The sequence below is a fragment of the Exiguobacterium sp. s40 genome (assembly GCF_018617905.1).
GTDB lineage: Bacteria > Bacillota > Bacilli > Exiguobacteriales > Exiguobacteriaceae > Exiguobacterium > Exiguobacterium mexicanum_A.
In genome coordinates, this window is record NZ_JACSLC010000001.1 from 60914 (window position 1) to 87032 (window position 26119).

Genomic DNA, 26119 nt, shown 5'->3' on the forward strand with positions numbered 1-26119 from the left:
TTGTCTCCTCGTGAGACAATCTTTTTTTGATTCATCGCTCGAAAAATGGATTCGTCCGAATTTCGGCCTCGAGCGTCGTCTTCGGCCCGTGTCCAGAATAGAGCACGGTCTCGCCTGGTAACAGCTGTCGCATCCGATCGATCGATCCGAGCAAAGTGGCCTGGTCGCCACCGTATAAATCGGTCCGTCCGACCGACTGTTTGAAAATCAAATCCCCACAGAAGGCGATGCGTTCAGTCGGGATGTGGAGCGTGACGCTGCCCGGCGAATGACCAGGCGTGTGATGCAACTCAATCGTGAAGGCACCGATTTCGAGCGTTTTACCTTGATAGACCCGTTCGGCTGGACGCATCGATGCGCTCGGCAGATGGAACTTCGCCGCCCCGTTCTTCTCGTCGTCCATCAGCCACGTCCGTTCCGCTTCATGGACGTACACCGGTACGGCGTAACGATCACGAAGGGCATCGATGCCACCGATATGATCGAAATGGGCGTGTGTCAACAAGATGGCGTTCAAGCCACCGAAGCGTTCGACCGCCTCAAAGAATTTCGGATCGTCCGTACCTGGGTCGACGATGAGGACCGTCCCGTCTTTCTCGAGCACGTATCCGTTCTCTTGGGCCAAGCCCGATGTGATTTTTACAATATTCATTCAGAACACCTCCACATCCCATTCTAATCGATATTGTGGCAAAATTGTAGCGGAGGCTTTCTTTGCTCGACAGCGTGTACATTATCGGATAAAATAATAATGATATTTCAGTGAAATTTTTATGAATTTCATGACGTATAATAAAGGGGGAACTCGTCATGCATTTGTATGAACCATTTGGATGGATCTCGCTCATCGTTGCACTCGTTGCAATCTGGGGAATGGCCCGTTCGTTTAAGAAACGCCAATTCTTTCCACTGGCTTTCGCCGCGGTCACTGTACTCGTATTTGGATTCTTCGGCGTCGCGACATTGATTTACGGTGGAATCCCAGGCTAATGAGCATGAAGACGACCTCGGTCGTCTTTTTTTGTATAACAAACAGCGCCATCCCGGCTTAGCCGGGATGGCGCTGTTTGTTACTGTTCGGTCTGTTCTTTAAAACGAAGCAGATCCGAATAAATCAAGTCATCATTCATTTGGAGAATCTTCTCTGCTTCTTCACTATCCGGTCCACAAAGTGAAACGTCCTCAACGACTTCACCACTCGAGGCGTCATAGCATGTCGATTGCGTCCAGACATACTCCTCAGTGATAACGGTGCCGTCACGGAAGATGGCGCGGCTCGTCCGGTCTTCCGATAACAAGTCGCTACCGAATCCGACCGTGTCCGACGTGTCGATTCCGAGCAAGTGAAGGATCGTCGGTTTCATGTCGACATGACTGCCGATCGTGTCATGTACTTCGCCCTTGGCTTGTCCTGGTAAGTGGACCGCGAACGGGACCGCTTGGAGCTTGGCGACGTCGTATGGCGTCAACTCGTCTTTCCCGAGCAGGTCGGCCATCGCGTCGTTATGGTTCGTCGAGATGCCATAATGGTCACCGTAGACGACGAAGATCGTGTCATCCCACATACCGTTCGCCTTCAACTCATCGATGAACAACCCGAGCGCGTAATCCTGATACGCGAGCGCCTGCGGGAAGTTGTTGAGCGTCGTCGAGTTCGTCTCGAATTTCGGGACGAGCTCATAGTCTTCGCTCGGCATCGTGTACGGGAAGTGGTTCGTGAGCGTGATGAACTTCGCGTAGAACGGCTCCGGCAACTCTTCGAGCATCGGGATCGACTGTTCGAAGAAACTGTCGTCGAGAAGTCCCCACTCCGTCATATCCTCGGGGTTCCCGAGGTCATAACTTTTCTCGTCGAAGAATTGATCGACGCCGATATTTTTATACATCAAGTCCCGGTTCCAGAACGACTTGTTGTTGGCGTGGAACACGGCCGAGTAGTAGTTGTCTTCCTTGATCAATTCAGGAAGCGCCTGATACTCGTTGTCGGAGTTCGTGAAGTAGACGGCACCGCGCGGGAGGCCGTAGAGCGAGTTATCGAGTGCGAACTCGGCGTCTGACGTCTTCCCTTGTCCGACCGTATGGTAATAATTCGGCCAGTAGTGTGACTCTTCGATCAATTTGTTCAAGTTCGGCGTGATGTATTCTCCGTTCGAGGCCTTCATGTTGTGCGTGAAGTTTTGGGCCGACTCGAACGAGACGACGATCACATTTTTGCCTTTATATTTCCCGAAGTAGTCCGGGTTCGGTGCCGCGTAATGTTGACGGGTATATTGCTCAACTTTCGCCAGTTCCGATCCATCGGCCATCGCTTTCTGGGCCGATGTCTTCGTTTGAAGCATCGCGTCATAGACGTGGAAGTTGAACGTCCCAATATTTTTGACCAACAGCTCCCGGTCGAACGAACGTGTCAATAGTTCAGGGCGTTCCGTTTCGGCGAGGGATAAGTTGAACAAGAAAACGACGACCGCTGTTGCGAACGTCACGAGCGCTCTCTGATGAGAGGCCGCCGTCGCCTTCGCATTGATGCGTCGTAAGATGAACGGCAAGGCGAGCACATCCCCGAGGATGATCAAGTCCTTCCATTCCAACAATGAGGTGAACGAGGTCGACAACGTCTCCATGTTCGAAGGTTGCAAGATGACCGGCATCGTCAAGTAGTCGGTGAACTCGCGGTAATAGACGGCGTCAGCGAACAAGATGAATGACGCCGCGGCATAGAGCATGTACAATACCCACTTCTGCTTATTTCCTTTAAAGAAGAAACTAAAGGCGAATAAGAATAGTGTGGAGCTGATCGGGCTGATCAGCAAGATGAATGCCTGGGCGGTGTTTTCAATCGGGATATTGAAGAAAAATTGGTAAACTACGTACGTCTTCGTCCAAAGTAATAGCGTGAAAATCCAAAATAACCGATATTCTTGAAACGAAGCGCGGACCGTATCATTCAGTCGCATAGTAAGCTTCGAAAAGCTCTGAGATGACTTCATCTGACGGCCTCCTCCTCTGTTCAACGGGCGACGAGATCAAACGAACTCGCTCCCCCTATTTTTTTATAAGTTCAATTGGCTTGTTATCCATTTCACGTACGATAACAGTCCGGTATCAAGTCCAAATCTTACCCCTTTTTTAACAAAAAATCAACTCTGTCATTACAAATTTTACATTATCCCATACCCGTTCCATATGAAAAACACGCCTGCGTCAAGACGCAGACGTGCATGGACAATTATTAGACACGGGTTGGCAAGAAATGTTTGCGAGCGAGCCAAGCACACCCGATGACACCGGCGTCGTTCTCGAGTTCCGCAATTTTGAACGTGGTCGAGGCGTAGACGCGTTCGAGGGCGAACCGTTTGAACTGCTCATCGAGCGGTTCAAGGAGCGCTTCACGCGCTTTCGAGACCCCTCCTCCGATGACGATCATCTTTGGATTCAACGTGTTGGCGATATTTGAAATCGTTAGGCCGAGATATTCGGTCATCTCTTCGACGACTTCTGTGGCGACGGGATCATTCGCCTTGAACGCTTCAAACACGTCACGTGCCGTCACTTCTTTCAACTCGTTCAACGACGTCGTCCGATTTTTTCGTTTTTGGAGTGCCAAGCGGGCGACACCTGTCGCCGAAGCGATCGTCTCGATGCAACCTTTGCGTCCGCAACCGCACATCACGGCTTTCGACTCGTCACGTTCAACAGTGATGTGACCAATCTCCCCAGCCATCCCTGCTGCCCCGTGGACGATGTTCCCATTCGTGATGACACCGCCACCGACGCCCGTGCCGAGTGTAATGGCAAGGAGTTCTGACGCGCCTTCACCGGCACCTTTCCACATCTCACCGAGTGCGGCGGAGTTCGCGTCGTTCTCTAGGACGGCCGGCAATCCCACGGCTTTCTCAAACTCGCTGACGAGCGCAAAGTTTTTCCAACCGATGTTCGGCGAGTATTCGACGACACCCTCGGAGAAGTTGATGAATCCAGGTGCCCCGATTCCCGCACCGGCGAACTCCTCTTTCGCTTTGCCCGATTTTTCTAGATAAGCCTCGAATGAAGCAGCGATGTCAGTCGGAATATGTACCCCGTTTTCTCGAATGTCCGTCGTGATCTCCCATTTGTCAGAAATGATCCCGTTCATATCTAAGACGGCCATTTTCACCGTCGTCCCACCAATGTCGATTCCTAATAACCACTTCATCTGTTCCACTCCTCATCTCGATTAAATCGCTTTCATCCCATAGTTTACACTATTAAACCCCTAGTGCAAACCTTTGCACTAGGGGTTTTTCTGTCAATCTATTGAATTTTTCAATTCATGCGTTAAAATGATCTTGGCCGTGTCATACTCTCGTTGTTCAATCATCCCGCCGGCATGCAACTCGTCGAGTTCCATCATCATGAGGCCAATCTCGGCATCGCGTTCGCCGATATAAATGATCGTCCCGAATGATTTCAAGAATTGTTGGACATCATAAAAATTTCTCATCGTCCGTCTCCCATCGTCGTGAGCACATAACGATAGAGCAGTTCCCGTGTCGCTTCGAGCGATTTTGTATGCGTCCGCTCATAGCTATGGCTCGACTCAATGCCTGGTCCGAGGAGTGCATGGCGTACATCGTAGCCGGCACTGATTGCTGCCGAGGCATCGGATCCATAATACGGATAAATATCGACTTTATGGGCGATACCGTGTTCCCGGCACAACGCGGTGAACTGACGGCGTAATCCAAGATCGTACGGACCTGATGAATCTTTCGCGCAGATTGAAACCGTATATTCGTCCGAGTGCTGGCCGTCCCCGAGCGCTCCCATATCGACGGCGATATATTCGGTCACCGCTTCCGGGATCCCGGCGTTGCCCCCGAACCCGACCTCTTCATAGTTGGAGATCAAGTAATGGACCGGATGTGGCAAGTCGGCGCCGACGAGGTCTTTTGCCAAGTCGAGCAAAATGGCGACGGACGCCTTGTCGTCGAGGTGTCGAGATTTGATATAACCCGCGTTCGTCTGGCGAAAGCGTGGATCGAACGAGACAAAGTCCCCGACCTCGATGCCTAGGGCACGCACGTCTTCAGCCGAATGAACGTCAGCGTCCAGTCGTACCTCGATATTTGATGCCGTCCGTTCGGCACTGTTCGTGTCTTTATACACATGGACGCTTGATTGATGGATAAGAATCGTTCCTTCGACAGGTTCACCCGCCTCCGCATGGACCAAACAGTTCTCCCCTTCAATGGCGGTCCAGGCGTAGCCGCCGACTTGTGTCAACCGTAGACGGCCACTCGGCAAAATCTCTTTCACCATCGCCCCGAGCGTGTCGACGTGAGCCGTCAACAGGCGCGCCCGATTCGATTTCCCGTCAAACGTCGCAAGGAGCGCTCCTTTATTCAAGCGTTTCGTGGCGACGCCGAGATTCGTGAGTTCTTGCTCCACGAAGCCGATCGCCTCATCCGTCATGCCGGACGGACTCGGAATTTCAACCAGTTGCTTCAACGTATTAATCATATCCTTACTCCTTTGTCATCGATTATAGCCGAACCAGAATAACGCTCCAGATGCCACGAGTACGATCACCGCAAACAACAGGCGGCGCTTCTTCGTATGCTCATCCGGCAAGCCGACCACTCCCGCCATCAGAAAGCCCCCGACCAGCCCCCCCGCATGTGCGGAATGGTCCAAACTAGCGCCAAGGACGAAAGCGAGTCCTACGTTTAATCCTAACATAATAAACAGCGGCGGACCGAGCGTCTTCATAAATAAGGAACGGTCTCGGAGGCCAAAATAGAGGAGTGCCCCGACGAGCCCGAACAGCGCCCCCGAGGCCCCGGCCGATATGGCTTCACTGAACGCGTAAGAGGCGACTGTGGCGATGACGCCGGCTAACAAATAAATGGTGACGAAGCGTGACGAACCGTACATCCGTTCAACGAGCGGACCGAGCGACCAAAGTGCGAACATATTGATTGCGAAATGGAACCAGCCGATATGGAGAAACATCGGTGTGACCAGGCGCCACCATTCCCCTTCGTCGATGAGTGGATTCACTTTCGCCCCGAAGCGGATGAGCGTATTCGGGTCGAGCGTCGACCCGATCGATTCGGCGAACCACATGACAAGAAACGTCACGAACATGAGTCCATAGACGAATTGTGGTTTCCCGAAGGAGAACCGTTGCTTTAGTTCGTTCTTCCGTTGTTGATCGAGCGCGACAGCCCGTGGTCGGTACGACTCTTCTGTTTGCCCACACGGTCTCATGCCGAGCTTCACTTTCGCCGCAATCGGGAACGTGAGGGACGATAGGCGCTCCTCATCGACAAGCGGATCGCCGTAAATGTGGACGTGTAACTTCTCACGACCGATGCGGGCCAATCGAAACGAGTTCATGACCGCCTCGACGTCCATGCCGACATGGTTCGCCCAGGCTTTGTCCGTCCGTATGTAGAGGTGATAGACGTCCCCCGCTTTCGTGTCGAACAATAAAAGTGCCCGCGACGGCTCTAAGACGCCCTCGATGCGTCCTCCTGCTTCGACGGCACGATATACGTCTTCCCAAAAACAAGCTGGCTCTGACATCGATGGTCACCTCCTTCTATACTTTTATTTTAAAGGAAATTATAGTTGGCGACAAAAGAGAGCCTCTATGCAACGTGTCGAGAAGAGCGGATGACAAAAAAACCGTAGCCGCGTTAGCCGGCTACGGTGATGAGCGAAGGATTGCTCGGTTTTACAAGACAGGTTGCATCGTTTTCAAGAGTACTTCTGCCGAATGATGCATCTTTTGTTTTTCTTCTTCTGATAACTCGATTTCCACGACTTGACGGACACCTTGACGGTTGATGATCGCTGGTACACCGATGTGGATGTCGTTCAAACCGTACTCACCGTCCAAGTGCGCGCCGACCGTCAATAACGTGTTCTCGTTGCGAAGCACGGCTTTGACAAGACGAAGGAGACCAAGACCGATGGCGTAGTACGTCGCCCCTTTACGTTCGATGATATGGTAGGCTGCGTCACGAACGTTGACGTAGATATCTTCGAGGTCTTCCCATGTGTACTCGTCATTCTCTTCAAGCAACTGTTCGACCGATTTTCCGTAAATACGGGCGTTGCTCCATGCCGCGAACTCTGTGTCACCATGCTCGCCCATAATGTAAGCGTGGCAGTTACGTGGATCGACGTTGAAGTAATCACCGAGCATGTAGCGAAGACGTGACGTATCGAGTACCGTTCCTGAACCGAACACCCGATGCTTCGGTAATCCTGAATATTTCCAAGCCAAGTGGGTCATGATGTCGACCGGGTTTGAGGCGATGATGATGATGCCATCAAAACCAGATGCCATGATGTCCCCAATCATCGACTTCATGATTTTGGCGTTCTTTTCGACGAGGTCGAGACGTGTTTCACCTGGTTTTTGCGGTGCGCCGGCAGTGATGACGACGATATCTGCTGCACCACAGTCTGTGTAGTCTCCTGCCCAGACGCGCATCGGTGAAGAGGCGAACGAGACACCGTGATTCAAGTCCATTGCTTCCCCTTCAGCCTTCGATTTGTTGATATCGATGATCACAAGTTCCTCACAGAGACTAGCTGTCGTCAATTGGTAAGCAAAGCTGGCACCGACCGCTCCGGCCCCGACGAGCGCGACGCGTGTTACTTTAGCATGATTTAATGTTTCCATATTGATTCTCCACCCTTCGAACAATCTGTTTCATGTTTTTGTTTTGTCTGTTACATAAAGATTGTAACATCATTCACAAATACTCACTACAAGGGAAACCGTTTTCAGTTTGGCAATATTGTGACAATATTCACATTCATTTGAAACATCTTCACTGACTGTACTACCCTCATCGCAGCAAGAGGAAACTAATCGCCGCCGCCGAGGCGATCGCCAAAAAGTTGATGGCGTCATTGCCGAGAAAGCTCCAGCCTGAAACGTAAGTCGTCGGCTCGTGATGATGGACTTTCTTCTCGGTCAGCTTACCGCATACACGACAACGAAACTTGCGTTGAACTGTCGCCCCAAGGAGAGTGTCGACAACGCTTCCGGTCAACCCGAGAACAATCAACAAGCCGGCGAACCGTAAGCTGATATCGATAAATGGCAACGAAGCGACGATAATGACCGTTGCCCCCGCGACCGACATGAACGTCCCGAACGGAGACACCCCGCCACTCGTTCCCGGTTCCACTTCGCGGAACGTCAAAATGGAGCGCGGTTTTTGTTTGGCGAGCACCCCGAACTCGGAGCCCCATGTGTCGCTCGTCGCCGCCGCAATCGAAGCGATGTACGCGAATAACCAGGCATCGTTCGGTGTAAGCAACATGCCGAGCGCCGTCGCCATCCCGATACCACCGTTGGCGAGCACTTGAGCGAAGTCACGAGGTCCCGATTTTTCAACGATTTCATCGACAGGCTCTTTGTCGCGGGAACGGTATTTCGAGGCGAGCGATGACGTCGAAAAGAAGACACCGAGCAAATAGAGCCCGAACCAACCAAATCCGTACCCAATGACCGTACCCGTCACGACCGTCAAGACAGCCCCAGAACGGGTCAGTGAGCGCAGACGATAGCCGGCGAAGGCTACCAGACAAGTTACGAGAAAGATGGCGAGCATAGAACCGTTTCCCTTTCCGTCACGATAAAGTCGACAGGAATGTCGTGTGGCTCGACCGGGATGTCATCGAGCAGTTGGACGTCATAGGCTAACGAGATGGTGACACCTTCATACGTCGCTAAAAAACGGTCGTAATACCCCCCACCCCAGCCAATCCGATACCCGGACCGGTCAAAGACACGTCCCGGGACGATACAGACGTCAATCGTCCGCGTCGTCGCGGCCGTCGTCGGCTCTAAAATACCCATGACGCCCGGCTCAAGGTCTTCGAACGAATGAATTTCATGGAACGTAAGTCCCTGTTTTGTAACTTTCGGCACGAACACCGATTTTCCTGCCTGCCAAGCTAAGCGAATGAGTGGCAACGTATCAATCTCCAAATCGAGGGCGAGCGTGACGGCCACCGTGTCTGCCTCTCGCCACGCTTTCAGTTCGGTCAATGTATGTATGATGACGCGGTCCCGGTCCGGTCGGTCGTCGAGTTCACGGATTTGACGATGTACATTTTGCCGGAGTAGTTTCTTTTCAATCACTTCAATTCCCCCTTGTTCAAAAAAAGGCCGCCACATGAGTGACGGCCAGTCTCATTATTTCACTTCGCGGTAAAGCGTGTGACGACGGAGACGTGGGTTGTATTTGCGCAATTCGAGGCGCTCTGGGTTGTTACGTTTGTTTTTCTTCGTGATGTACGTGCGATCGCCTGTTTCTGTGCAAGCTAGTGTGATTTTAACGCGCATTTCTTTCACTCCCATCTTACTGATGTTGTATCAAGTGCTTTTGCTTTACAGTCTAAGCATACTCAATTATCCTACCAAGTTTTATTTGAAAAAGCAAGGTTATTTCGTGTTCTTTTTCAAACGTTTCTGCCCGTATGGCGAAGCATCGAGCGGCAGGCAGGTTTTTACGTTATCGCCAATCGGATAGCGCATTCCGACTTCCTCGGTCGACAGTTGTTCGCAAATAAAGACCGTATCGGCTTCAGCGAGGAGGCTGCTCTCGATTCGATGGATTGCGTCGAACAGTCCGCCGTGTCCATGCGGATTGCGAGTCGTTTCAAATGACAACATAGTTGAGTATAACGGAACTTGTAGTGCTTTCGCAAGTGAACGTGCCGCTGTAATCGTCATCCAATCGAATTGATGGATCGCTTTGAAGGTGACTTTCGAGACAAGCTCATGTGCAAGTTTGACGTAGGCCACGTTTTGAGCCGCAACTTGGTTCATCACATGCTCCAAGAACGGGCTCGTCAGGCGAACGCGGTACACGTGAACACGGTTGTGGCGTTCATATTCCGGCAACCCTTCTTTGAACGGTGTCAAGACGTACACTGTCTCCCCGTCCGCTGCTCGTGCCTCGACCTCGTCGATGACGCGACGACCGAGGTCCCCGACGACGTTGCCTGTATATTCAGGCGTCAAGACGAGGATTGCCTCGTCCTCTTGGCCACGCTCCGTAGTCACATAATAGTCGTGTGGCGACAAGAACGTGTCGATGTCGATGTCCACATCGTCAAGGAACGGATACGCGCGATAATGTTCAGCGAGCAACTCGTCCGATAGCTTGTCTTGATAAAGTGCCGTCTCGAGCTCGGCGAACAATCGCGTATGCTCGCGGAACCGTTCTGCCGCATATTGGGCCGTAGTCTGCCCGTCGAGGATAAACGCCCAGTCACTCGACACAGCGAGTACGTAATGGCGAATGAGTTGGATCAGTGTCCGGTCGACGAGTGGCGACTTGTGGCGATAGTCGGCCACGTCTTTGACGAGTTGCGTCTCCATCATGTGTAAGTGACGTAGCATCCATTCGTTACGTTCGTTGATCCAGACGTCGCCGTACCCTTTACGTCCCCACGTGTTCATCGATACGTGGACCGTCTCGAGGTCTTGGAAGTGACGCTCGAGGAACAAGGCTGGCGTGATTGTCTCGATGCCAAACTCTTCGAGCCGTTCGGCGACTTTCCCGAGGAACTCGGGTCCTTCAAACCACCAGTGTCCGAACAGCTCAGCATCGAACGGTGCCGTCACGAGGAACGGCGGGAACATCTGTCCACCGTGGGCCTCGAGATGCCCTTCGAGCGTCTGTGCGAAATCGAGGGCGTGGTTGTCGATTTGATGTTCGGCCCAGGCGCGGACATAATAGTCTTTCTCATCCGAGTCGCCCGTGATGCGGTGCATCTTCAAGCCCGTATCGAAGCGAATTCCTTCCGGATGCATGAACTTTTCAATATACTCCCAGTCGCGATCGTAGGCGAGGTCACGATAAAACTCGCGATAGTCCGGATGGCCCGGATACCCGATCATCGAGCTCCAGATTTTTCCGGAGATGATTTGGTCACGCGGGAACAAGGCGACGCCATGTGGCGAGTAGACCGGAGCGCCAATGCCTTTCTCCGGCGTCGGATCAGCTTCGAGCAAGGCGTGCTCATCGACGAACGTATAGCGAATCCCTTCTTCATAAAGGATACGGTCGACACCTGGTGTGTAGGCGCATTCCGGTAACCAAATGCCGGTCGGACGGAACCCGTAATGACGTTCGAAACAGTTCAGTCCCGTCCGGATTTCAGCGCGAGCCGCCTGCTCAGTGAACAAGTGTGGGTTGAAGCCGTGCGTCGCCGTACACGTGACCATATCGATGAACCCTTGCTCACGATATGTACGGAACGCATGGTTCAAGTTCTTTTCCCAATGCAGGAACGTTGTTTTCAAATCGTTGTAGCGCCCGCGATAAAAATGGAGCGTCTCAACTTCCTGTTCGCTCCGTCCTTCGGCGAGCTCGATCTCAATCAATTCGAGCATCTCATCTAAATGTTCCACGTAACGGTCCTGGACGAGCGGGTCGGCGAGCATCTCGACGACGGGCGGTGAGATGCTGACCGTCCAATGGAGCGGTTTTTGTAGACGGTCGACTTGCCAAAGAATCGGGATATATGTCTCGGAGATGGCTTCATACACCCATCTCTCTTCTAGGCGGTGTTTCTCTTCATGTCTTACGTACGGAAGGTGGGCATGAAGGACGAGTGAAAAATAACCTGGTTTCATCTAAAAAATCCTCCTCAGCGCACGAATCGATATGCGGAATATTTTGGTAACGTGTCGAGTAGTTCAGGAGCCTCGACTTCCCCGTATTGCCAGCGTCGCACCGGTTCGGCGAAACGACCGTGCCCGGCCGGCTCTGCCCGTGGCGTATCAATCGGTGACGATGCGAGCAACGGCAGGAATTCCCCTTCCATCGTCCGAATCCCAAACTCAAAGACGTATGTCGTATTCGGGTCGAGCGGACGGACGAACCAACTGTTCGTCATCTCCGGCAATTCGAACGTATACGCCCGGTTCGCATGCCCGCTCGCGTAATCAAGCAATGTGATGTCAAGGATGCGGAACGCTTTCGGCAAGTCTTCCCACGGACGCATAAATTGCATCGAGAGCGTCTCTTTGACGCTGTCCGACACTTCCCAGAAGACGTAGACGGCGTTCGGTGATTGGACGACCGCATGCATCAAATCTTGATCGTAGCGGTCCGGGAGCTTCCAGAACCCTTCTGGACCTTTGTCAAGAAGCGGTGATTGGGCAGGCTCCTCGTGTTGCAGCGTCGAAGCGACCTGCTTCACAGACGAGGCGGGTACTTGCTTCGATTTAGATGTCATTGCTTTCTTCCCTTCAGTCTTTCGTTTTGGTGCGGCTACCGGCTTCGCCGGCTCCCCGTGTTGGGAACGCCATTTACGCCAAGCGTATTGAACTTTCCCGATTGGCATATCTAATTGTTCTGCAATCTGTTTTAACGTCAGTCCTTGTTGTTTCAAGGAAACGATTTTCTCTTCCATATATGTGTGGCTCCCTTCCTAAAAAAAATCCATGTGTTCTACTATTCGCTCCTTATCCGTGAATTCCTGCACAAAAAAAGTAAAGAACAACTGGTCTGTTGTTCTTTACCACTCTTGTCACTGATTTAAATCATAATGTTTCCCTTTTTCAAGGAAAATGAGATGTTCTCCGAAATTGGTCACGTGATCACCCATCCGTTCTAAATAACGGGCGATGTTCGAAAACTCATACACGTCGTTCGTCCCAACCGTCATGTTCGGAACGAATCCCATGTATTGTTTGATTGTCTGTAAGTTCAAATCATCGATGACTTTATCCATCTCATTCAATTCACGCACCCGGCTGACCTCACCCTTCCGGTAAGCGCGCGTCGCGAGCTCGAGCATGTCGATCAACTGCTCGGCCATCTGTTTGAGCGGTTTGATGTCGAGGACGTACGGGACGTGCTCGATACGGCCGACGGCTTTGGCGATGTTCGTCGCATAGTCCGCAATCCGCTCAAGGTCCGTCGCCGATTTCATCGTCACGATCAAGCGGCGGAGGTCGGTTGCGACCGGTTGCTGTTTCGCGATCAATAGAATGGCCTCGTCGTTGATTTCGAGCTCGAGGTCGTCAAGCTCATTATCGTTGTCGATGACCGTCTGGGCGAGCTCGAGGTCACGTTTCTCGAGCACCTCGATGGCGGTCGCCGTTTGGCGCATCGTCAAGTTTGCCAAGCGAACGACTTTATCTTCTAATTCGTTTAACTTCATATCAAAGAATGTGCGATTTTGTGCCATGATTGTCTCCCCTTCTTAACCAAACCGGCCAGAAATATAATCTTCAGTCCGTTTATCAGTTGGATTCGAGAAGATTTTGTCGGTCGCATCGAACTCGACAACTTCTCCGTTCAAGAAGAACGCCGTCTTATCCGATACACGAGCCGCTTGTTGCATGTTGTGTGTGACGATGATGATCGAGTACTGCTCTTTCAACTCTTGGACGAGCTCTTCGACTTTAAGCGTCGAAATCGGGTCAAGCGCTGACGTCGGTTCATCCATGAGGATGACGTCCGGTTCGATGGCGAGCGTACGCGCGATACAGAGACGTTGTTGTTGACCACCCGAGAGGCCATAGGCGTTCTCGTTCAAACGATCTTTCACTTCATCCCAGATCGCCGCGCCGCGAAGCGAACGTTCGACAATTTCATCGAGCACTTTCTTGTTTTTGATTCCGTGTGTGCGCGGCCCGTATGCCACGTTGTCATACACTGATTTCGGGAACGGGTTCGGCTGTTGGAATACCATACCGACCGACGTCCGAAGATCTTCGACCCGATAGTCGCGGTCAAAGATGTTGCGGCCGTGATAAAGAATCTCACCGTTCGTACGCACCGAAGGCACGAGCTCGACCATCCGGTTCAACGTCTTGATGAACGTCGACTTCCCGCAACCCGACGGACCGATGATGGCCGTCACTTCGTTTTGCTTGATGTCGAGATTGACGTCAATCAACGCCTGATCGTCACCATACCATAAGTTCAAGTTGTTCACGACATAGGCACTGTCTTTCTGCATCACCGTTTCGTTCGGTTGGGTCGTCGTTGTATTCACTTCATGATCTCCTTTGAGTTCTTTTTGTTTCATCATCTCGAAAGTCCTCCTCGTTTACTGCTACGACTTAATGTCGGTTCGTATATTTGTTACGGATATAGATGGCGGCCGAGTTCATGATGATCAACATCGTCATCAAAACGATGATACCGGCAGCGGCCAAGTTTTGGAATTCCGCTTGCGGACGGCTCGTCCAGTTATAGATTTGAATCGGGAGCGCTGTGAAGTCCGAGAACACGCTGCTCGGCGTCGTCGAAATAAACGTCGCCGCTCCGACCATGATCAATGGAGCCGTCTCGCCAATCGCACGTGATACGGCCAAGATGATCCCTGTGATAATCCCTGGAATCGCCGACGGCAAGACGACGTTGAACGTCGTCTGCCATTTCGAGGCTCCGAGCGCGAGCGATGCGTGACGCAACTCCATTTTGACCGAGCGGAGCGCTTCTTGCGACGCGACGATGACAATCGGTAGACTCATCAGTCCGAGCGTCAAGGCTCCGGCCATAATCGAATTCCCGAGTTCCATGACACGTACAAAAATGGTCAATCCGAGCAAACCGAACACGATTGACGGCACGCCGGCCAAGTTCGAAATGTTCACTTCGATAAACGACGTGATGCGGTTCTTCGGTGCGTACTCTTCAAGATAAATCGCGGCACCGACACCGATGACAAACACCATCGGGACGATGAGAAGCATCAACCAAAACGTCCCAATCAAGGCAGGGTACAGCCCGGCCTGTTCAGGACGACGGGATGGGAAGTTGCGGAGAAAATCCAAATTCACCCAGCCGCCACCTTTAGAAACGACGTCATAAATCAACGTCGACAAGACGAGCAGGGCGAAAACGAGCCCCGCTAAGAAGAGATATTTAAAAATCTCATTCAATTGAAGACGGCGTTTGATTCGTTGTGAAACCGAATCACGATCCATCAAGTTCTTCGTATTCTTGAACTCACTGTTCGGCAATGCCATATTAGTACTCCTCTCTGAAGCGGCGCGTCACCCAGTTCGCGAATAGGTTCATCACAAGGGTGAAGACGAACAATAGCGCACCAACCGCATAGATACTGTAGTATTCGATTGTCCCGTATCCTGCATCACCTTTGGCGATTTGGACAATATACGCCGTCATCGTTTGAATCGCGTTGAGCGGGTTGAACTCGAAGTTCGGCTGCGACCCACCAGCGATCGTTACGATCATCGTCTCACCGATGGCACGGCTCATCCCGAGGACGATCGAGGCGATAATCCCTGAGAGCGCGGCTGGCATGACGACTTTGATGGCGACTTCGAGACGTGTCGCGCCAAGACCGAGGGCTCCATCCCGAATCTTTTTCGGTACGGCGCTCATCGAGTCTTCCGAAATAGAAGCGATCATCGGAATAATCATGATTCCGACAACGATCCCCGGGCTGAGTGCGTTATAGATTTGAAGCCCCGGAATCAACGCTTGCAAAATCGGTGTAACGAACGACAAAGCGAAGAATCCGAAGACAATCGTTGGAACGCCAGCGAGCACTTCAAGAATCGGCTTCAAAATGGTGCGGGCACGCTCAGATGCGTACTCGCTCAAATAAATCGCCGATGCCAAACCGAGCGGGACAGCGACAATCATGGCAATGACGGTGATCTGGAGTGTTCCCATGACGAGGGCCCAGACGCCGAACCGTTGATCGGCACTAAGCGGGTACCATTCGGTCGAGCCTAAAAACTCGGCGACCGGTACGCGCTCGAAAAACTTGAACAGTTCAAAACCGAGTGTGAACGCGATGCCGACCGTCGTGACGACCGAAACGAATGCGCTCAAGAATAATAAGAACGGCATGACTTTATCAAACACGTTCGTCGTACTATATTTCTTTTTCTTATTGGCTTCAATCATCTCTCGAATTGACAGCCCTTTGTTTGGTTGATTCATCTCGTGTATCGCTCCCTACCTCTTCATACTAGAAAGCACGGCGAGAAGGCGAGAGCGACTCTCACCTTCTGCCTTCTGCGCTATTACTCGCCAGCGATTTCGTCGATCACTTCAGCGTTCTCATCGTATCGTGCTTGTTCCATACCGACATATCCGACTTCTTCTGAAAGGGCTGCTGCATTTTCATTCAAGAAGCGCGTGTAGTCAGCGACTTGCGGCTTATCTTTCAACGACGCGTTGTTCACGTATGTGTAGATTTCACGTGAGAGCGGGTATGAAAGATCATTGATTGTGTCAGTCGTCGGTTCAATGCCTTCGACGTTCAATGCGCGAAGCGTATCTTTGTTTTCAATGTAATACGCATATCCGAAGAATCCGATCGCACCTTTCGTACCGGCAACACCTGTTACGAGAACGTTATCGTCTTCTGACAATTGTGCGTCTTCGCGGATGTCTGTATCTTCAAGGACTGCTTCGTTGAAGAAGTCATACGTTCCTGAATCTTTACCAGGTGAGAAGAATGAGATTTCTTCATCCGGCCAATCTGAACGGACGTCCTTCCATGTCTTTACGTTCGGATCAGTCCACATTTTGTTCAATTCATCAATCGTGATATCTTGGGCCCAATCATTCTCTGGGTTGACGACGAGCGAGAGACCGTCAAGCGCTACAGCGAGTTGTGTGTACTCAACGCCATTCTTCTCGGCTTCAGCCGCTTCTTCTTCTTTGATTTCACGTGATGCGTTCGAGAAGTCTGTCTCACCAGTGACGAAACGTTTGAATCCGCCACCTGTTCCTGAAACCCCGACCGTCACTTCAACGTCTGGCTGTTCAGCTGAGTATTCTTCCGCTACAGCTTCCATGATTGGGAATACGGTAGACGAACCATCCATGACGACTTTACCTGAAAGTCCTTCACCTTCGGCTGCGCCGTTTCCTTCTTCATTGTTTCCACACGCGGCACCGATGATGGCCACCGAAGTGAGTGAAGCGACTAAAGCTGATTTTTTCATCCAAGACATTTCTGACGTCCTCCTTGAGTTTGCTTTGATTTGTGTTGTAGCTTCCTTGCTCTGTCCTACAATTAACATCCTAATAAACTACTATTAACGAGAAATAAACGGAACGTAAAAGAATTGTAAAGACAAAAAAAGAAGCCACCGAAGTGACTTCTTTACTGGAGCTGTGCTTGGACGTCTTCTAAATCAAAGTACGCCTTCATGATGTCGTGCGCGACACGGGTGTTGATCCCTTCCGCCTCGAGCCCTGGCATGATGATGGCCCAGGCGATTTCCGGGTCATCATACGGCGCCCAGCCGACGTGGTTCGAGTTGAGCGTCTTGATCGGTTCCCCGTTCGCGTTGCGCTTCGCTTGACCATCCGGCCCTTCTGCGATCGCTTGAGCGGTACCGGTCTTACCGGCCGCCGTGATTCCTGTCTGTTGCAGGATACGAGACGTTCCGCTCTCGACCCCTTGTCGGAAGCCTTGGCGCGCCCGTTGAATGAATTCATCACGGATGTCGACTTTATTGAGCGCATTCGGTTGGAACGTGCTGACGACTTGCTTGTTCGACTCGTCGAGCGAACCCGGTTCGATGATTTCTTTCAATAGGTGCGGTTGAATCCGGTAGCCGCCGTTCGCGAGCGTCGACGTATACTGCGCCAATTGAATCGGCGTGTACGAGATGAACTGACCGATCGACATGTCCATGAGGAGCGTGACACGGTCCGGTACACTACGGAATCCGATTGATTCGTACGGGAGGTCGATCCCTGTCTCGATTCCGAGCCCAAACTGTTTGTAGTAATGTTCCATCGTATTGAACGCCTCGGTCACGTTGTCGCCGACGATTTGGCCGGTCGAGTAATAATCGGCGAGCCGCAGGGCAATTTGGAACATATAAATGTTCGATGACAAAGCGAGGGCATCAAGGTCGTTGATGTTCCCCATGTTTCGGTACGACGACTTGAGTGACGAGCCGATGCGAATCGGCGTGTCATAAATGTATTCACCCGGTTGGATGACTTCTTCTTCAAGGCCGAAAGCGACCGTCGCTCCCTTGATCGTCGAGCCGATTTGACTCGCTCGCAGGACCGTCCCGGTCGAGACATCTTTGAATTCGTTCGTTTCATAGTCGAGCTCTTGTCCCGATAGGGCGAGCAGTTCACCCGTCCGCGGGTTCATGACGACGACGAAAGCACGGTCAAAGTGTGGGCTTCCCGAACGGCCGGCTCGAATCGCTTTCTTCAAAATCTCATCGATTTCTTTTTGGAACTCGATGTCGGTCGACAAGATGATATCTTTCCCTGGGTTCCCGCTGACACGAGTCGGTTCTCCGACCGGTTCCCCTTTATACGTTGTAAAGACGTCATAGGCCGGGGTTCCGCGTAGCACGTCCTCATACTGTTGTTCGAGATAAGATGTGCCGACGCGGTCGTTCAAGCCATAGCCTTTCGCTTGATATGAGGCGCGTTGCTCGGCCGGGATTTGACGATAACTTCCGAGGAAACTTTGGAACGTCTCACCGAACGGATAATCCCGCTGATAATACGGTTCGACGCTGACGCCAGGGAGCAGTTCCAAGTTTTCTTCAATCAGTGCCATCTCTTTCGGAGATGCCCCGATTTTGATGACTTGCGGGTCGAGGGCGTAACCCGACTCCATGTTATGTTTGATGGCGATGATTTCCTCGGTCGCATCATCGAACGTGATTTCCGCATCTGTGATCGAATCGAGCAGCAGTTGGTCGACGTCTTGGTTCGACAAGGCGGCCCGCTCTTCTTCCGGGAGATCGGCCAATAGCTTTTGGACGCGTTCTTGCGAGCGCTCAGGATCGATGGCGATCCAATAATCCTTGCGGTCCCGCTCCGTCACTTTGCGGTCTTTCTCTGGGACGTCGACGATCTCAGCGAGCTTGATGGCGACATCGAGCCGTTCTTCCGTCTTTGTCACTTGCGAACGACGGTACATGACCGAATAGTTTGAGATAGTATCGGCGAGCACTTGCCCGTTCCGGTCGTAAATCTTGCCACGCGGCACCTCGTATTTGATTTTGCTCGATTCCGTCTTTTGCACTTCACGGGCGATCAACTCGCCGTTGACGATTTGAACGACGCCTAAACGAAAAATGAGCGTCGCGAACAAGATGAACACGATGAAAAACAATAAGTTCAATCGCAAGGGCAGGTGGTTGCGCCGTTTCTTCGGCACTTTCACACGGTGTCTGGCCAATTCAGTTGTCTCCTTCCTGACTCGTTCTTTCTATAAGTATAGGTGACATATATGTCGATGATATTTCTATTTTTAGACTCGATTTTCACTATATCATAATTTGTTTACAAAATAATGAAATGTAGAAAAAATCCCGAGATTCAATAGAATCCCGGGACAGTGGCATTATTTTGCGTCTGCGTAGAGCTTCGCGACGTAATCCCAGTCGATGACATGGAAGAACGCTTGGATGTAATCCGGACGACGGTTTTGGTAGTTCAAGTAGTACGCATGCTCCCAAACGTCAAGACCGAGGATTGGCTGAACGCCTTCCATGATCGGTGAATCTTGGTTTGGTGTCGATGTGACTTCGAGCTTACCATTTTTCACGACGAGCCAAGCCCAACCAGAGCCGAAGCGAGTTGTTGCTGCTTTCGTGAACTCATCTTTGAAGGCATCAAAGCTACCGAACGCCTCATCGATGGCAGAAGCGAGTTCGCCTGTCGGTGCGCCGTTCTCGTTTTTCTTCAACAATTTCCAGAAGAATGAGTGGTTCCAGTGACCGCCACCGTTGTTGCGGACCGCTGTTTGAATGTCAGCAGGAAGCGAATCGATTTTTTGGAGCAAGTCTTCGAGCGAAGAGTATTCCACATCTTTTCCTTCGAGTGCATTGTTCACGTTCGTGACGTAAGTGTTGTGGTGTTTCGTGTGGTGGATTTCCATCGTGCGTGCGTCAATGTGTGGTTCAAGTGCATCGTATGCGTAATCAAGTTGTGGTAATTCAAATTTAGCCATAACTAAAATCCCCCTTAAAATTGTTTTGAACAACGTTCGTTTTAAATGTAACAGATTTGTGACGGCTGACTCAATTGTAATGCCTCACTCGACGTCTTGTTCCGGCAACGCCCATACGGAAATCGACCCTGCCGCCACTTTAAATACCCCTTTTCCGTCTTCGTCAATCTCGATGACCTCATCGACGGTCTGCGTCAAATCGACCCATTTCTCACCGGCTCGTTGTTTCCCGACGAACATCTGCTTCTCAGCCGCTTCGCTGTTTGAAATCACAACAGCACATCCTGAGCGCTCGATCTCTTCACTGCCGTGACGGACCCAACCGATGACGTGCTCGTCATCGAAGTAGTCATCTTGCTGGCCGTATGCCTTTTCACGACGGGCATAAAGAAGCGGATCGATCGCCGGTTTTTTCCCTTCGGCCGGATGCGGACCGTTGATCCCGTAATAGTCACCGTAGAACACACACGGATAACCGTCTTGGCGAAGCAAGATCAACCCGTAAGCAATCTGTTTGAACCAATCCTCGACCCATGACTCGAGCGCCTCTTCCGGCTGTGAATCGTGGTTGTCGACGAACGTCACCGAATGGAGCGGGTGGGACTGGACGAGCGTGTCGTCAAAGATGGTCCGCATATCGAACGATTCTCCTTCGATTGAGGCGCGTTGCAAGTTGTAATGGAGCGGCACGTCGAACAAGTCGACATGATAGTCAATGTTGTCGAGGAACTCACGGCATGCCTCGAGCTCTGACTTCCAAAACTCACCGACCAAATAGAAGTTCTCACCTTTTTCAGCTTTCATCGTCTGACTGAACTCTTTGACGAAATCATAGTTGATGTGTTTAATCGCGTCGAGTCGGAACCCGTCACACTTCGTCTCTTCGATAAACCATTTTCCCCAGCTGAGTACTTCTTCCTTCACTTCTGGGTGATGATAGTCGATATTGGCGAACATCAAATAGTCATAGACGCCGAACTCGTCGTCGACGTTATCGTTCCACTTCTTATTCTCACCCATGATGAAGAAGATGCCGCTCTTGTCGTTCGCAGCGTCATAATCCGTCCCGTTGAAATGATGGAAGTTCCATTTAAATGAAGAATATTTATCTTTGCGGCCTTCAAAATCGAATTTCGTCCATCCTTCGATCTCGAACGGCTCTTCTGAAAGTACGTTCGTACGGTCCTCCGGGTCGACCTCGAGCACATCGAACTTCTCGGTCGCATCGGCACCGGCTTTGTGGTTCAAGACGACATCCATATAAATCTGCATGCCGAGCTCTTGTGCGTATTTTGTCGCCTCGAGCAGTTCTTGTTTCGTCCCGTATTTAGTCGCGACGGTTCCTTTTTGGTCAAACTCTCCTAAATCATACAAATCGTACACGCCATATCCCGTATCCTCGTCGCTCTGGCCTTTCGTGACCGGCGGCAACCATAATGCGGTGATTCCAGCTTCATTCAACTCGGAAGCCCGTTCTTTCAATCGCTTCCAATGCTTCTGGTCAGCCGGGACGTGCCATTCAAAAAATTGCATCATCGTATGATTTCGTTCCATCTCGCTTCGCCTCATTTCATATTTTTCAAAAAACAAAATGCTAACGGATATTTACCCAGGACTTCGGATTTGAAAACTAAAAATGAAAACAAAAAAACAGCTTTCATCTGAAAGCTGTTCACAAATGGACCCTGTAGGACTTGAACCTACGACCGGACGGTTATGAGCCGTCTGCTCTAACCAGCTGAGCTAAGGGTCCTAATTGGTAGCGGCGGAGGGAGTCGAACCCACGACCTCACGGGTATGAACCGTACGCTCTAGCCAGCTGAGCTACACCGCCACGTTGTTATACAGTAATAATATACTGAATGCAGGCGTGACTGTCAATCAAAAGTCACATCTATACAAAAAGTCCCTCTGGCTCAACCGAGCCAGAGGGACCGTTTGATTAAACGATTCCTTCGTTTGCATCTTCAAGCGTGATTTCTGTGATGTTCATCGCGTGGTCACCGATGCGCTCCAAGTTCGAGAGCATATCGACGAAGAACATCCCCGCTTGACCGTCACACTCGCCTGTGTTCAAGCGGACGACGTGATTTTTACGGAATTGACGTTCCAACATGTCGAGTTTCGCTTCCATCTCGATGACTTGACGCGCTTCGACCATATCGCCGCTCGCAAGCGTTTGAAGCGACTTCTCAAGCGTGGAACGAGTCAAATCGTACATCTCCGTCAACTCTTTTTGAGCGTCGGCCGAGAGATTGACGCGCGTTGCCGTCTTATAGTCGATCAACTCGATGATGTTCTCGACGTGATCACCGATTCGTTCAATATCATTGATCGCATGCATGAGTGTCTTGTGTTCTTGTGATTCTTGTTCTGTCAAATCGACAGCGGCAAGCTTCACGAGGTAATCCGTGATTTTTGAGTTGAGTGAGTTGAGCGCGTCTTCGATGTGCGCCGACTTCTCAGCATGTTTCTTATCACCAGTTGCCATATATTTGCGTGCTTCATCGAGACCAAGTTTCGCGAAATCGCCCATGCGGATGACTTCATATTTAGCTTGCTCGACAGCAATTGATGGCGACTGTTGGATGAAGATTGGATCCAAGTGCTGTGCTTTCGTATCGACGATTGAATCTTCACCTGGTACGAATTTCGTCACGATCCATGCGATCGTTCCGATGAACCAGAACTGGATGAACGTGTTGACGACGTTGAACGTCCCGTGAGCGAAAGCGATTTGCATCTTGTCTTCGATTGCTAAAAGATTTGTGATCCAGTAAATATATTGTGTGAACGGAATCAACAAAATCATGAAGATCGTTGTTCCGATCAAGTTAAAGATGACGTGGGCTGCTGCCGCACGACGCGCTGCGACCGAAGCACCGATTGAAGCGAGTACCGCTGTAATCGTTGTCCCGATGTTGTCTCCGAATAATACCGGAAGTGCCGCGTCCAAGTCGATTGATCCACCGGCATACAACTCTTGCAAAATTCCGATTGTCGCAGAAGACGACTGGACGATGACCGTGAAGACCGTACCGACGATGACACCGAGGAACGGGTTGTCACTCATCGATTGCGTCAAGTCGATGAAGTATTCGCTTGAACGGAGCGGCTTCATCCCGCCTCCCATGAGTTCAAGACCATAAAACAGCATCCCGAATCCGAAGAAGATTTGACCTAAATGTTGCAACTTCTCTTTTTTAAAGAAGAACAGGAGAATTGCACCAATCGCGATAATCGGCAACGCGTAGGCACCGACGTCGAAACCGATGATGAACGCCGTCACCGTCGTACCGATGTTTGCTCCCATGATGACCCCGATTGCTTGACGAAGTGTCATGAAGCCGGCACTGACGAGACCGACCGTGATGACCGTCGTACCTGACGATGATTGAATTAAGACCGTTACAATAATCCCGGCTAGTACCCCGAGGAACGGATTCGATGTATACTTATCAAGGATGTCGCGCAGACGGTTACCTGCTGACTTTTGGAGGCCGTCTCCCATCGATTTGATACCGAAGAGGAAGATCCCTAATCCTCCAAAAAACATGAATAACATTTCTTGCAAATTGTATTCCACGATTTTTGTACTCCTTTTGATTGTGAATTAGTTGTGTTTGCTTGGTTTTTATTGCCCTACTCATTATGCCCGCATCAGCCATTCGATGTAAACAAGTTTAATGTTAAGGTTTTATTAAACCACTGTATGATTTTTGTTTGTTTTTCTAGTTTTGTACTATAACAGATTGGAGTTCCTTTTTATGTTCAAGACAACGATTCAGTTTATCCGCCATAGCCTTTACCCGTCCAAGCAAGCGTTACGTCTCCGCTTGGCACCGCTCCACGCCTATATGTTGGCGAGTCTAATATTGACGTTGACCGTCACGGTGCTCGATTACATCGTATTACAACCCGATTTCTTTTGGCCGATGTGGCTCTTTTTACACGGCTTCGCCATCTTCTTCTTCTATATGGGGTTCGTCGCGTTCAGCGCCATCCTCGTCCAACTCGTCACGAGATGGCTCACGAAACGAACATGGCCGTATCGCCAGGCTTGGCCGTACGCAGTCGCGATGACACTTGTTCCAGTCCTTTCCCTGATTGTCTTGTACCACATCGCTCCTTCGTTGACTTGGGTCGGAGTTCTCTTATCCCTCGTCTATTTGATTGTTCCGTTGCGTCATATCCCCGTCAAATCGAAGTCATCAAACAAGCCGGACAACGCACGTTTGCGTTGAACCGGCTTTCTATCGTTATAACGTCGGTGCCAAATCAGATAATACGGTTTGAAGCCGTTGACTTTGCTTGCCTAAGTCGACCCCAGCGCCTTGTAACGTCTGTTGCACGTCCGACCAACCCTCGACGCCTTCATATAATTCGTCTAATTTGCGTTCGAGTGCCACGCCGACTTCTTTTAATTGCTCATTTGCTTCCGCCATATGTAGTAATTGATGTCCGGTGGCCGTCGTTTGCTCGGTGATGGATTGGAACTGCGTCATTTGTCTTCTCATTTCCTGGTCAATGGTTTCAATCCCGCCTTCAACCCGGCGCAACGTCTCGCCTAAATAAAAGATATCTTCTTCGAAGCGTTTCATCTCATTGAAAATCTCGTCCCGCTCCAATCGAATGGCTTCGATGGCAGCCACGGCCGACAGTGTCGATTCGTTCGTTACTTTCGCCAACTGGCCGACCTCATGGGCGACGACGGAAAATCCTTTGCCGTGTTCTCCAGCCCGTGCCGCTTCAATCGAGGCATTGAGTGCCAACATCTTCGTCGCAGCCGCGACAGACAAAATCTTCTGAAGTGCGTCATCCGCCTGTTCAGACGTCGCTTCACTTTCTAGCAACCGGTTCTGAACCGCACTCGCTTTTCTTGCGAATCGCTCGCTGGCTCCTTTGACAGTCGAGAATGATTCAATCTCTGTCTTAATCGTCTGTTTCAACGCCTCAGCCCGCTGATCAACCGAACCGATCTCTTGTTCGAGCGAACGGACGTGTCCCGCCAAATCTGAAAAGCGGTGCGTCGATTCGTTCGTGAACGACTGATAAGACTGACTCGTCGACGCGACGGTCGCGGCAACTTGTTTGAACCCCGTCACTTGCTCTTGATTCGCTTCAAGTTGTCGCATAAAGACCGGTAGACTCGATTCAAAAGCGGTCGAGGTCTCGAGCATCGTCAACAACGAACGTTTCCATAGCCCGATAAACGTGTTGTACTCTCGTTCCAAACTTCGCATTTCAAACGATTTTGCGTGAAGTTCAACCTCTGAGAACGAACGCGTGGCGACTGATTCGCGAAGCCGGACCGCAAATGCCGTCAACGGCTTGATTTCACGCCGAATCATGAACGAGAATAAGCCAATCATCATAACGAGCATGACCGTGATTGCGACGAAAACAAGTTCTCTTAAATTCCACATCGTGCCGAGCACCGACTGTTTCATGACGACAATCGCATAATGGGCTTTCAACTCGGGAATCGGTGCCGTAACGATAAACACGTCTTTTTGTTCGCTGACACTCACATCGTTCGATATGATGTCGGTCATACGATTCATAAACCGCTCCTCGACTTGTCGACCGCTCAATTGCTCGACTTGTGTGTCGCGCAATAAATATTGACTCGCTTCTAGACCATCCGCCGATAGAATGGAAGCTTGTTGCATATACATCGACTTCAAAGCCCGAGTCAACACTTTTTCATTCGCGACGTACGCCCCATACGTCGTCTTGACCGTTTCTCGAACGACGGTCGCTTCCCGATGTAGCCGTTTCTCAACCTCGTTCGTCAACAACTGCTCCGCTTTCAAAGCGAACCAGCCGAACACGGTTAAAAACAGGACGAGCATGACCGGCATCAACGTCCATAGCAAGCGATGGCTCATCGTCTTCTCCGCCTGTTGCTTCCTACTCCATATTCGTTTCAATCGTTCCAACATCATACATTCCACCTTTTCAGACGTCATTTCTTTGAATATATCGGTCCTGAGACGGTGGAAAATTATGAAGCATCTGTTAAGATAACGTTAGCGTTTTGTAAGAGCACACCGATCAAGCGCTTGCTGGGTGCTTTTTCACAAACATTTCGTTATGATAATAAGGAAACCACTCATCTGAAATCGATTGGAACCTTTCCAAAAGAAGGAGATTACGT

At 50.9% G+C, this 26119-nt stretch carries 24 protein-coding genes and 2 tRNA genes; 2 read left to right on the forward strand and 24 right to left on the reverse strand.

The features are described 5' to 3' along the window. Window positions 1–31: 31 nt before the first annotated feature. Entirely contained in the window at window positions 32–652 is a 621-nt protein-coding gene (locus tag KNP02_RS00355; protein ID WP_034778027.1) for an MBL fold metallo-hydrolase, read from the reverse strand. 158 nt (window positions 653–810) lie between these two features. Between KNP02_RS00355 and KNP02_RS00360 the strand changes: the two genes are divergently transcribed. Next, window positions 811–990, forward strand: a complete 180-nt coding sequence (locus KNP02_RS00360; protein WP_029595254.1) for a DUF2759 domain-containing protein — start codon at window positions 811–813, stop codon at window positions 988–990. A gap of 80 nt (window positions 991–1070) precedes the next feature. Here KNP02_RS00360 and KNP02_RS00365 read toward each other — a convergent pair whose 3' ends face one another. The 22 genes from KNP02_RS00365 to KNP02_RS00470 all read right to left on the reverse strand — a co-directional run bounded on the left by KNP02_RS00365 (window position 1071) and on the right by KNP02_RS00470 (window position 23545). Then, window positions 1071–2987 carry an LTA synthase family protein gene (locus KNP02_RS00365; protein WP_214706166.1) on the reverse strand — a complete coding sequence of 639 codons (1917 nt, stop codon included), beginning with the start codon at window positions 2985–2987 and terminating at the stop codon, window positions 1071–1073. Window positions 2988–3229: 242 nt separating this feature from the next. Beyond that, window positions 3230–4192 carry an ROK family glucokinase gene (locus KNP02_RS00370; RefSeq protein WP_214706168.1) on the reverse strand — a complete coding sequence of 321 codons (963 nt, stop codon included), beginning with the start codon at window positions 4190–4192 and terminating at the stop codon, window positions 3230–3232. Window positions 4193–4285: 93 nt separating this feature from the next. Then, window positions 4286–4480, reverse strand: a complete 195-nt coding sequence (locus KNP02_RS00375; protein ID WP_034778034.1) for a YqgQ family protein — start codon at window positions 4478–4480, stop codon at window positions 4286–4288. Further along, complete coding sequence (locus KNP02_RS00380; protein WP_214706170.1) at window positions 4477–5499, reverse strand: M42 family metallopeptidase; 1023 nt, start codon at window positions 5497–5499, stop codon at window positions 4477–4479. The genes KNP02_RS00375 and KNP02_RS00380 overlap by 4 nt, the downstream gene beginning before the upstream one ends. A gap of 15 nt (window positions 5500–5514) precedes the next feature. Further along, the gene (locus KNP02_RS00385) at window positions 5515–6567 is read right to left on the reverse strand and encodes a rhomboid family intramembrane serine protease (RefSeq protein WP_214706171.1); all 1053 of its coding nucleotides are present in this window, start codon (window positions 6565–6567) and stop codon (window positions 5515–5517) included. Between the two features lie 151 nt (window positions 6568–6718). Next, the gene (locus KNP02_RS00390) at window positions 6719–7675 is read right to left on the reverse strand and encodes an L-lactate dehydrogenase (RefSeq protein WP_034778040.1); all 957 of its coding nucleotides are present in this window, start codon (window positions 7673–7675) and stop codon (window positions 6719–6721) included. A 169-nt stretch (window positions 7676–7844) separates the two neighbouring features. After that, window positions 7845–8615 carry a DUF92 domain-containing protein gene (locus KNP02_RS00395; protein WP_214706172.1) on the reverse strand — a complete coding sequence of 257 codons (771 nt, stop codon included), beginning with the start codon at window positions 8613–8615 and terminating at the stop codon, window positions 7845–7847. Next, window positions 8594–9148 carry a 5-formyltetrahydrofolate cyclo-ligase gene (locus KNP02_RS00400; protein ID WP_214706174.1) on the reverse strand — a complete coding sequence of 185 codons (555 nt, stop codon included), beginning with the start codon at window positions 9146–9148 and terminating at the stop codon, window positions 8594–8596. Before KNP02_RS00400 ends, KNP02_RS00395 begins: the two co-directional genes overlap by 22 nt. Window positions 9149–9202: 54 nt before the next feature. Next, a complete protein-coding gene (rpmG, locus tag KNP02_RS00405) occupies window positions 9203–9367 on the reverse strand; it encodes a 50S ribosomal protein L33 (protein WP_255313299.1) in 165 nt (54 codons plus the stop codon). 84 nt (window positions 9368–9451) lie between these two features. Next, window positions 9452–11653, reverse strand: a complete 2202-nt coding sequence (locus tag KNP02_RS00410) for a 1,4-alpha-glucan branching protein domain-containing protein (protein WP_214706176.1) — start codon at window positions 11651–11653, stop codon at window positions 9452–9454. A 14-nt stretch (window positions 11654–11667) separates the two neighbouring features. Continuing rightward, a complete protein-coding gene (locus KNP02_RS00415) occupies window positions 11668–12435 on the reverse strand; it encodes a DUF4912 domain-containing protein (protein WP_214706178.1) in 768 nt (255 codons plus the stop codon). 117 nt (window positions 12436–12552) lie between these two features. Beyond that, window positions 12553–13215: a phosphate signaling complex protein PhoU gene (gene phoU / locus KNP02_RS00420; RefSeq protein WP_034778050.1), complete on the reverse strand. Its 663-nt coding sequence runs from the start codon at window positions 13213–13215 to the stop codon at window positions 12553–12555. 15 nt (window positions 13216–13230) lie between these two features. Further along, window positions 13231–13992 (reverse strand): phosphate ABC transporter ATP-binding protein PstB, encoded by a 762-nt coding sequence (gene pstB, locus KNP02_RS00425; protein WP_052090224.1) that lies wholly within the window; start codon window positions 13990–13992, stop codon window positions 13231–13233. Between the two features lie 103 nt (window positions 13993–14095). Beyond that, window positions 14096–15007 carry a phosphate ABC transporter permease PstA gene (gene pstA, locus KNP02_RS00430; RefSeq protein ID WP_214706180.1) on the reverse strand — a complete coding sequence of 304 codons (912 nt, stop codon included), beginning with the start codon at window positions 15005–15007 and terminating at the stop codon, window positions 14096–14098. 1 nt (window position 15008) lies between these two features. After that, window positions 15009–15953 (reverse strand): phosphate ABC transporter permease subunit PstC, encoded by a 945-nt coding sequence (gene pstC, locus KNP02_RS00435; protein WP_138859246.1) that lies wholly within the window; start codon window positions 15951–15953, stop codon window positions 15009–15011. A gap of 83 nt (window positions 15954–16036) precedes the next feature. Next, a complete protein-coding gene (locus KNP02_RS00440) occupies window positions 16037–16975 on the reverse strand; it encodes a PstS family phosphate ABC transporter substrate-binding protein (RefSeq protein WP_214706183.1) in 939 nt (312 codons plus the stop codon). 152 nt (window positions 16976–17127) lie between these two features. Further along, window positions 17128–19185 carry a peptidoglycan D,D-transpeptidase FtsI family protein gene (locus tag KNP02_RS00445; RefSeq protein ID WP_214706184.1) on the reverse strand — a complete coding sequence of 686 codons (2058 nt, stop codon included), beginning with the start codon at window positions 19183–19185 and terminating at the stop codon, window positions 17128–17130. Between the two features lie 165 nt (window positions 19186–19350). After that, window positions 19351–19959, reverse strand: a complete 609-nt coding sequence (locus KNP02_RS00450; RefSeq protein ID WP_034778058.1) for a superoxide dismutase — start codon at window positions 19957–19959, stop codon at window positions 19351–19353. Window positions 19960–20043: 84 nt separating this feature from the next. Then, window positions 20044–21513: an alpha-amylase gene (locus KNP02_RS00455; protein WP_214706185.1), complete on the reverse strand. Its 1470-nt coding sequence runs from the start codon at window positions 21511–21513 to the stop codon at window positions 20044–20046. Between the two features lie 125 nt (window positions 21514–21638). After that, a tRNA-Ile gene (locus tag KNP02_RS00460) sits at window positions 21639–21712 on the reverse strand. Between the two features lie 4 nt (window positions 21713–21716). Next, a tRNA-Met gene (locus KNP02_RS00465) sits at window positions 21717–21793 on the reverse strand. Between the two features lie 108 nt (window positions 21794–21901). After that, window positions 21902–23545: a Na/Pi cotransporter family protein gene (locus tag KNP02_RS00470; protein ID WP_214706187.1), complete on the reverse strand. Its 1644-nt coding sequence runs from the start codon at window positions 23543–23545 to the stop codon at window positions 21902–21904. Between the two features lie 181 nt (window positions 23546–23726). Here KNP02_RS00470 and KNP02_RS00475 point away from each other — a divergent pair, with 181 nt between their 5' ends. Further along, window positions 23727–24203: a hypothetical protein gene (locus KNP02_RS00475; protein WP_251129077.1), complete on the forward strand. Its 477-nt coding sequence runs from the start codon at window positions 23727–23729 to the stop codon at window positions 24201–24203. 15 nt (window positions 24204–24218) lie between these two features. On the opposite strand, the gene KNP02_RS00480 is transcribed toward KNP02_RS00475, so the two are convergent. Beyond that, window positions 24219–25904 (reverse strand): methyl-accepting chemotaxis protein, encoded by a 1686-nt coding sequence (locus KNP02_RS00480; RefSeq protein ID WP_214706189.1) that lies wholly within the window; start codon window positions 25902–25904, stop codon window positions 24219–24221. Window positions 25905–26119 lie beyond the last annotated feature (215 nt).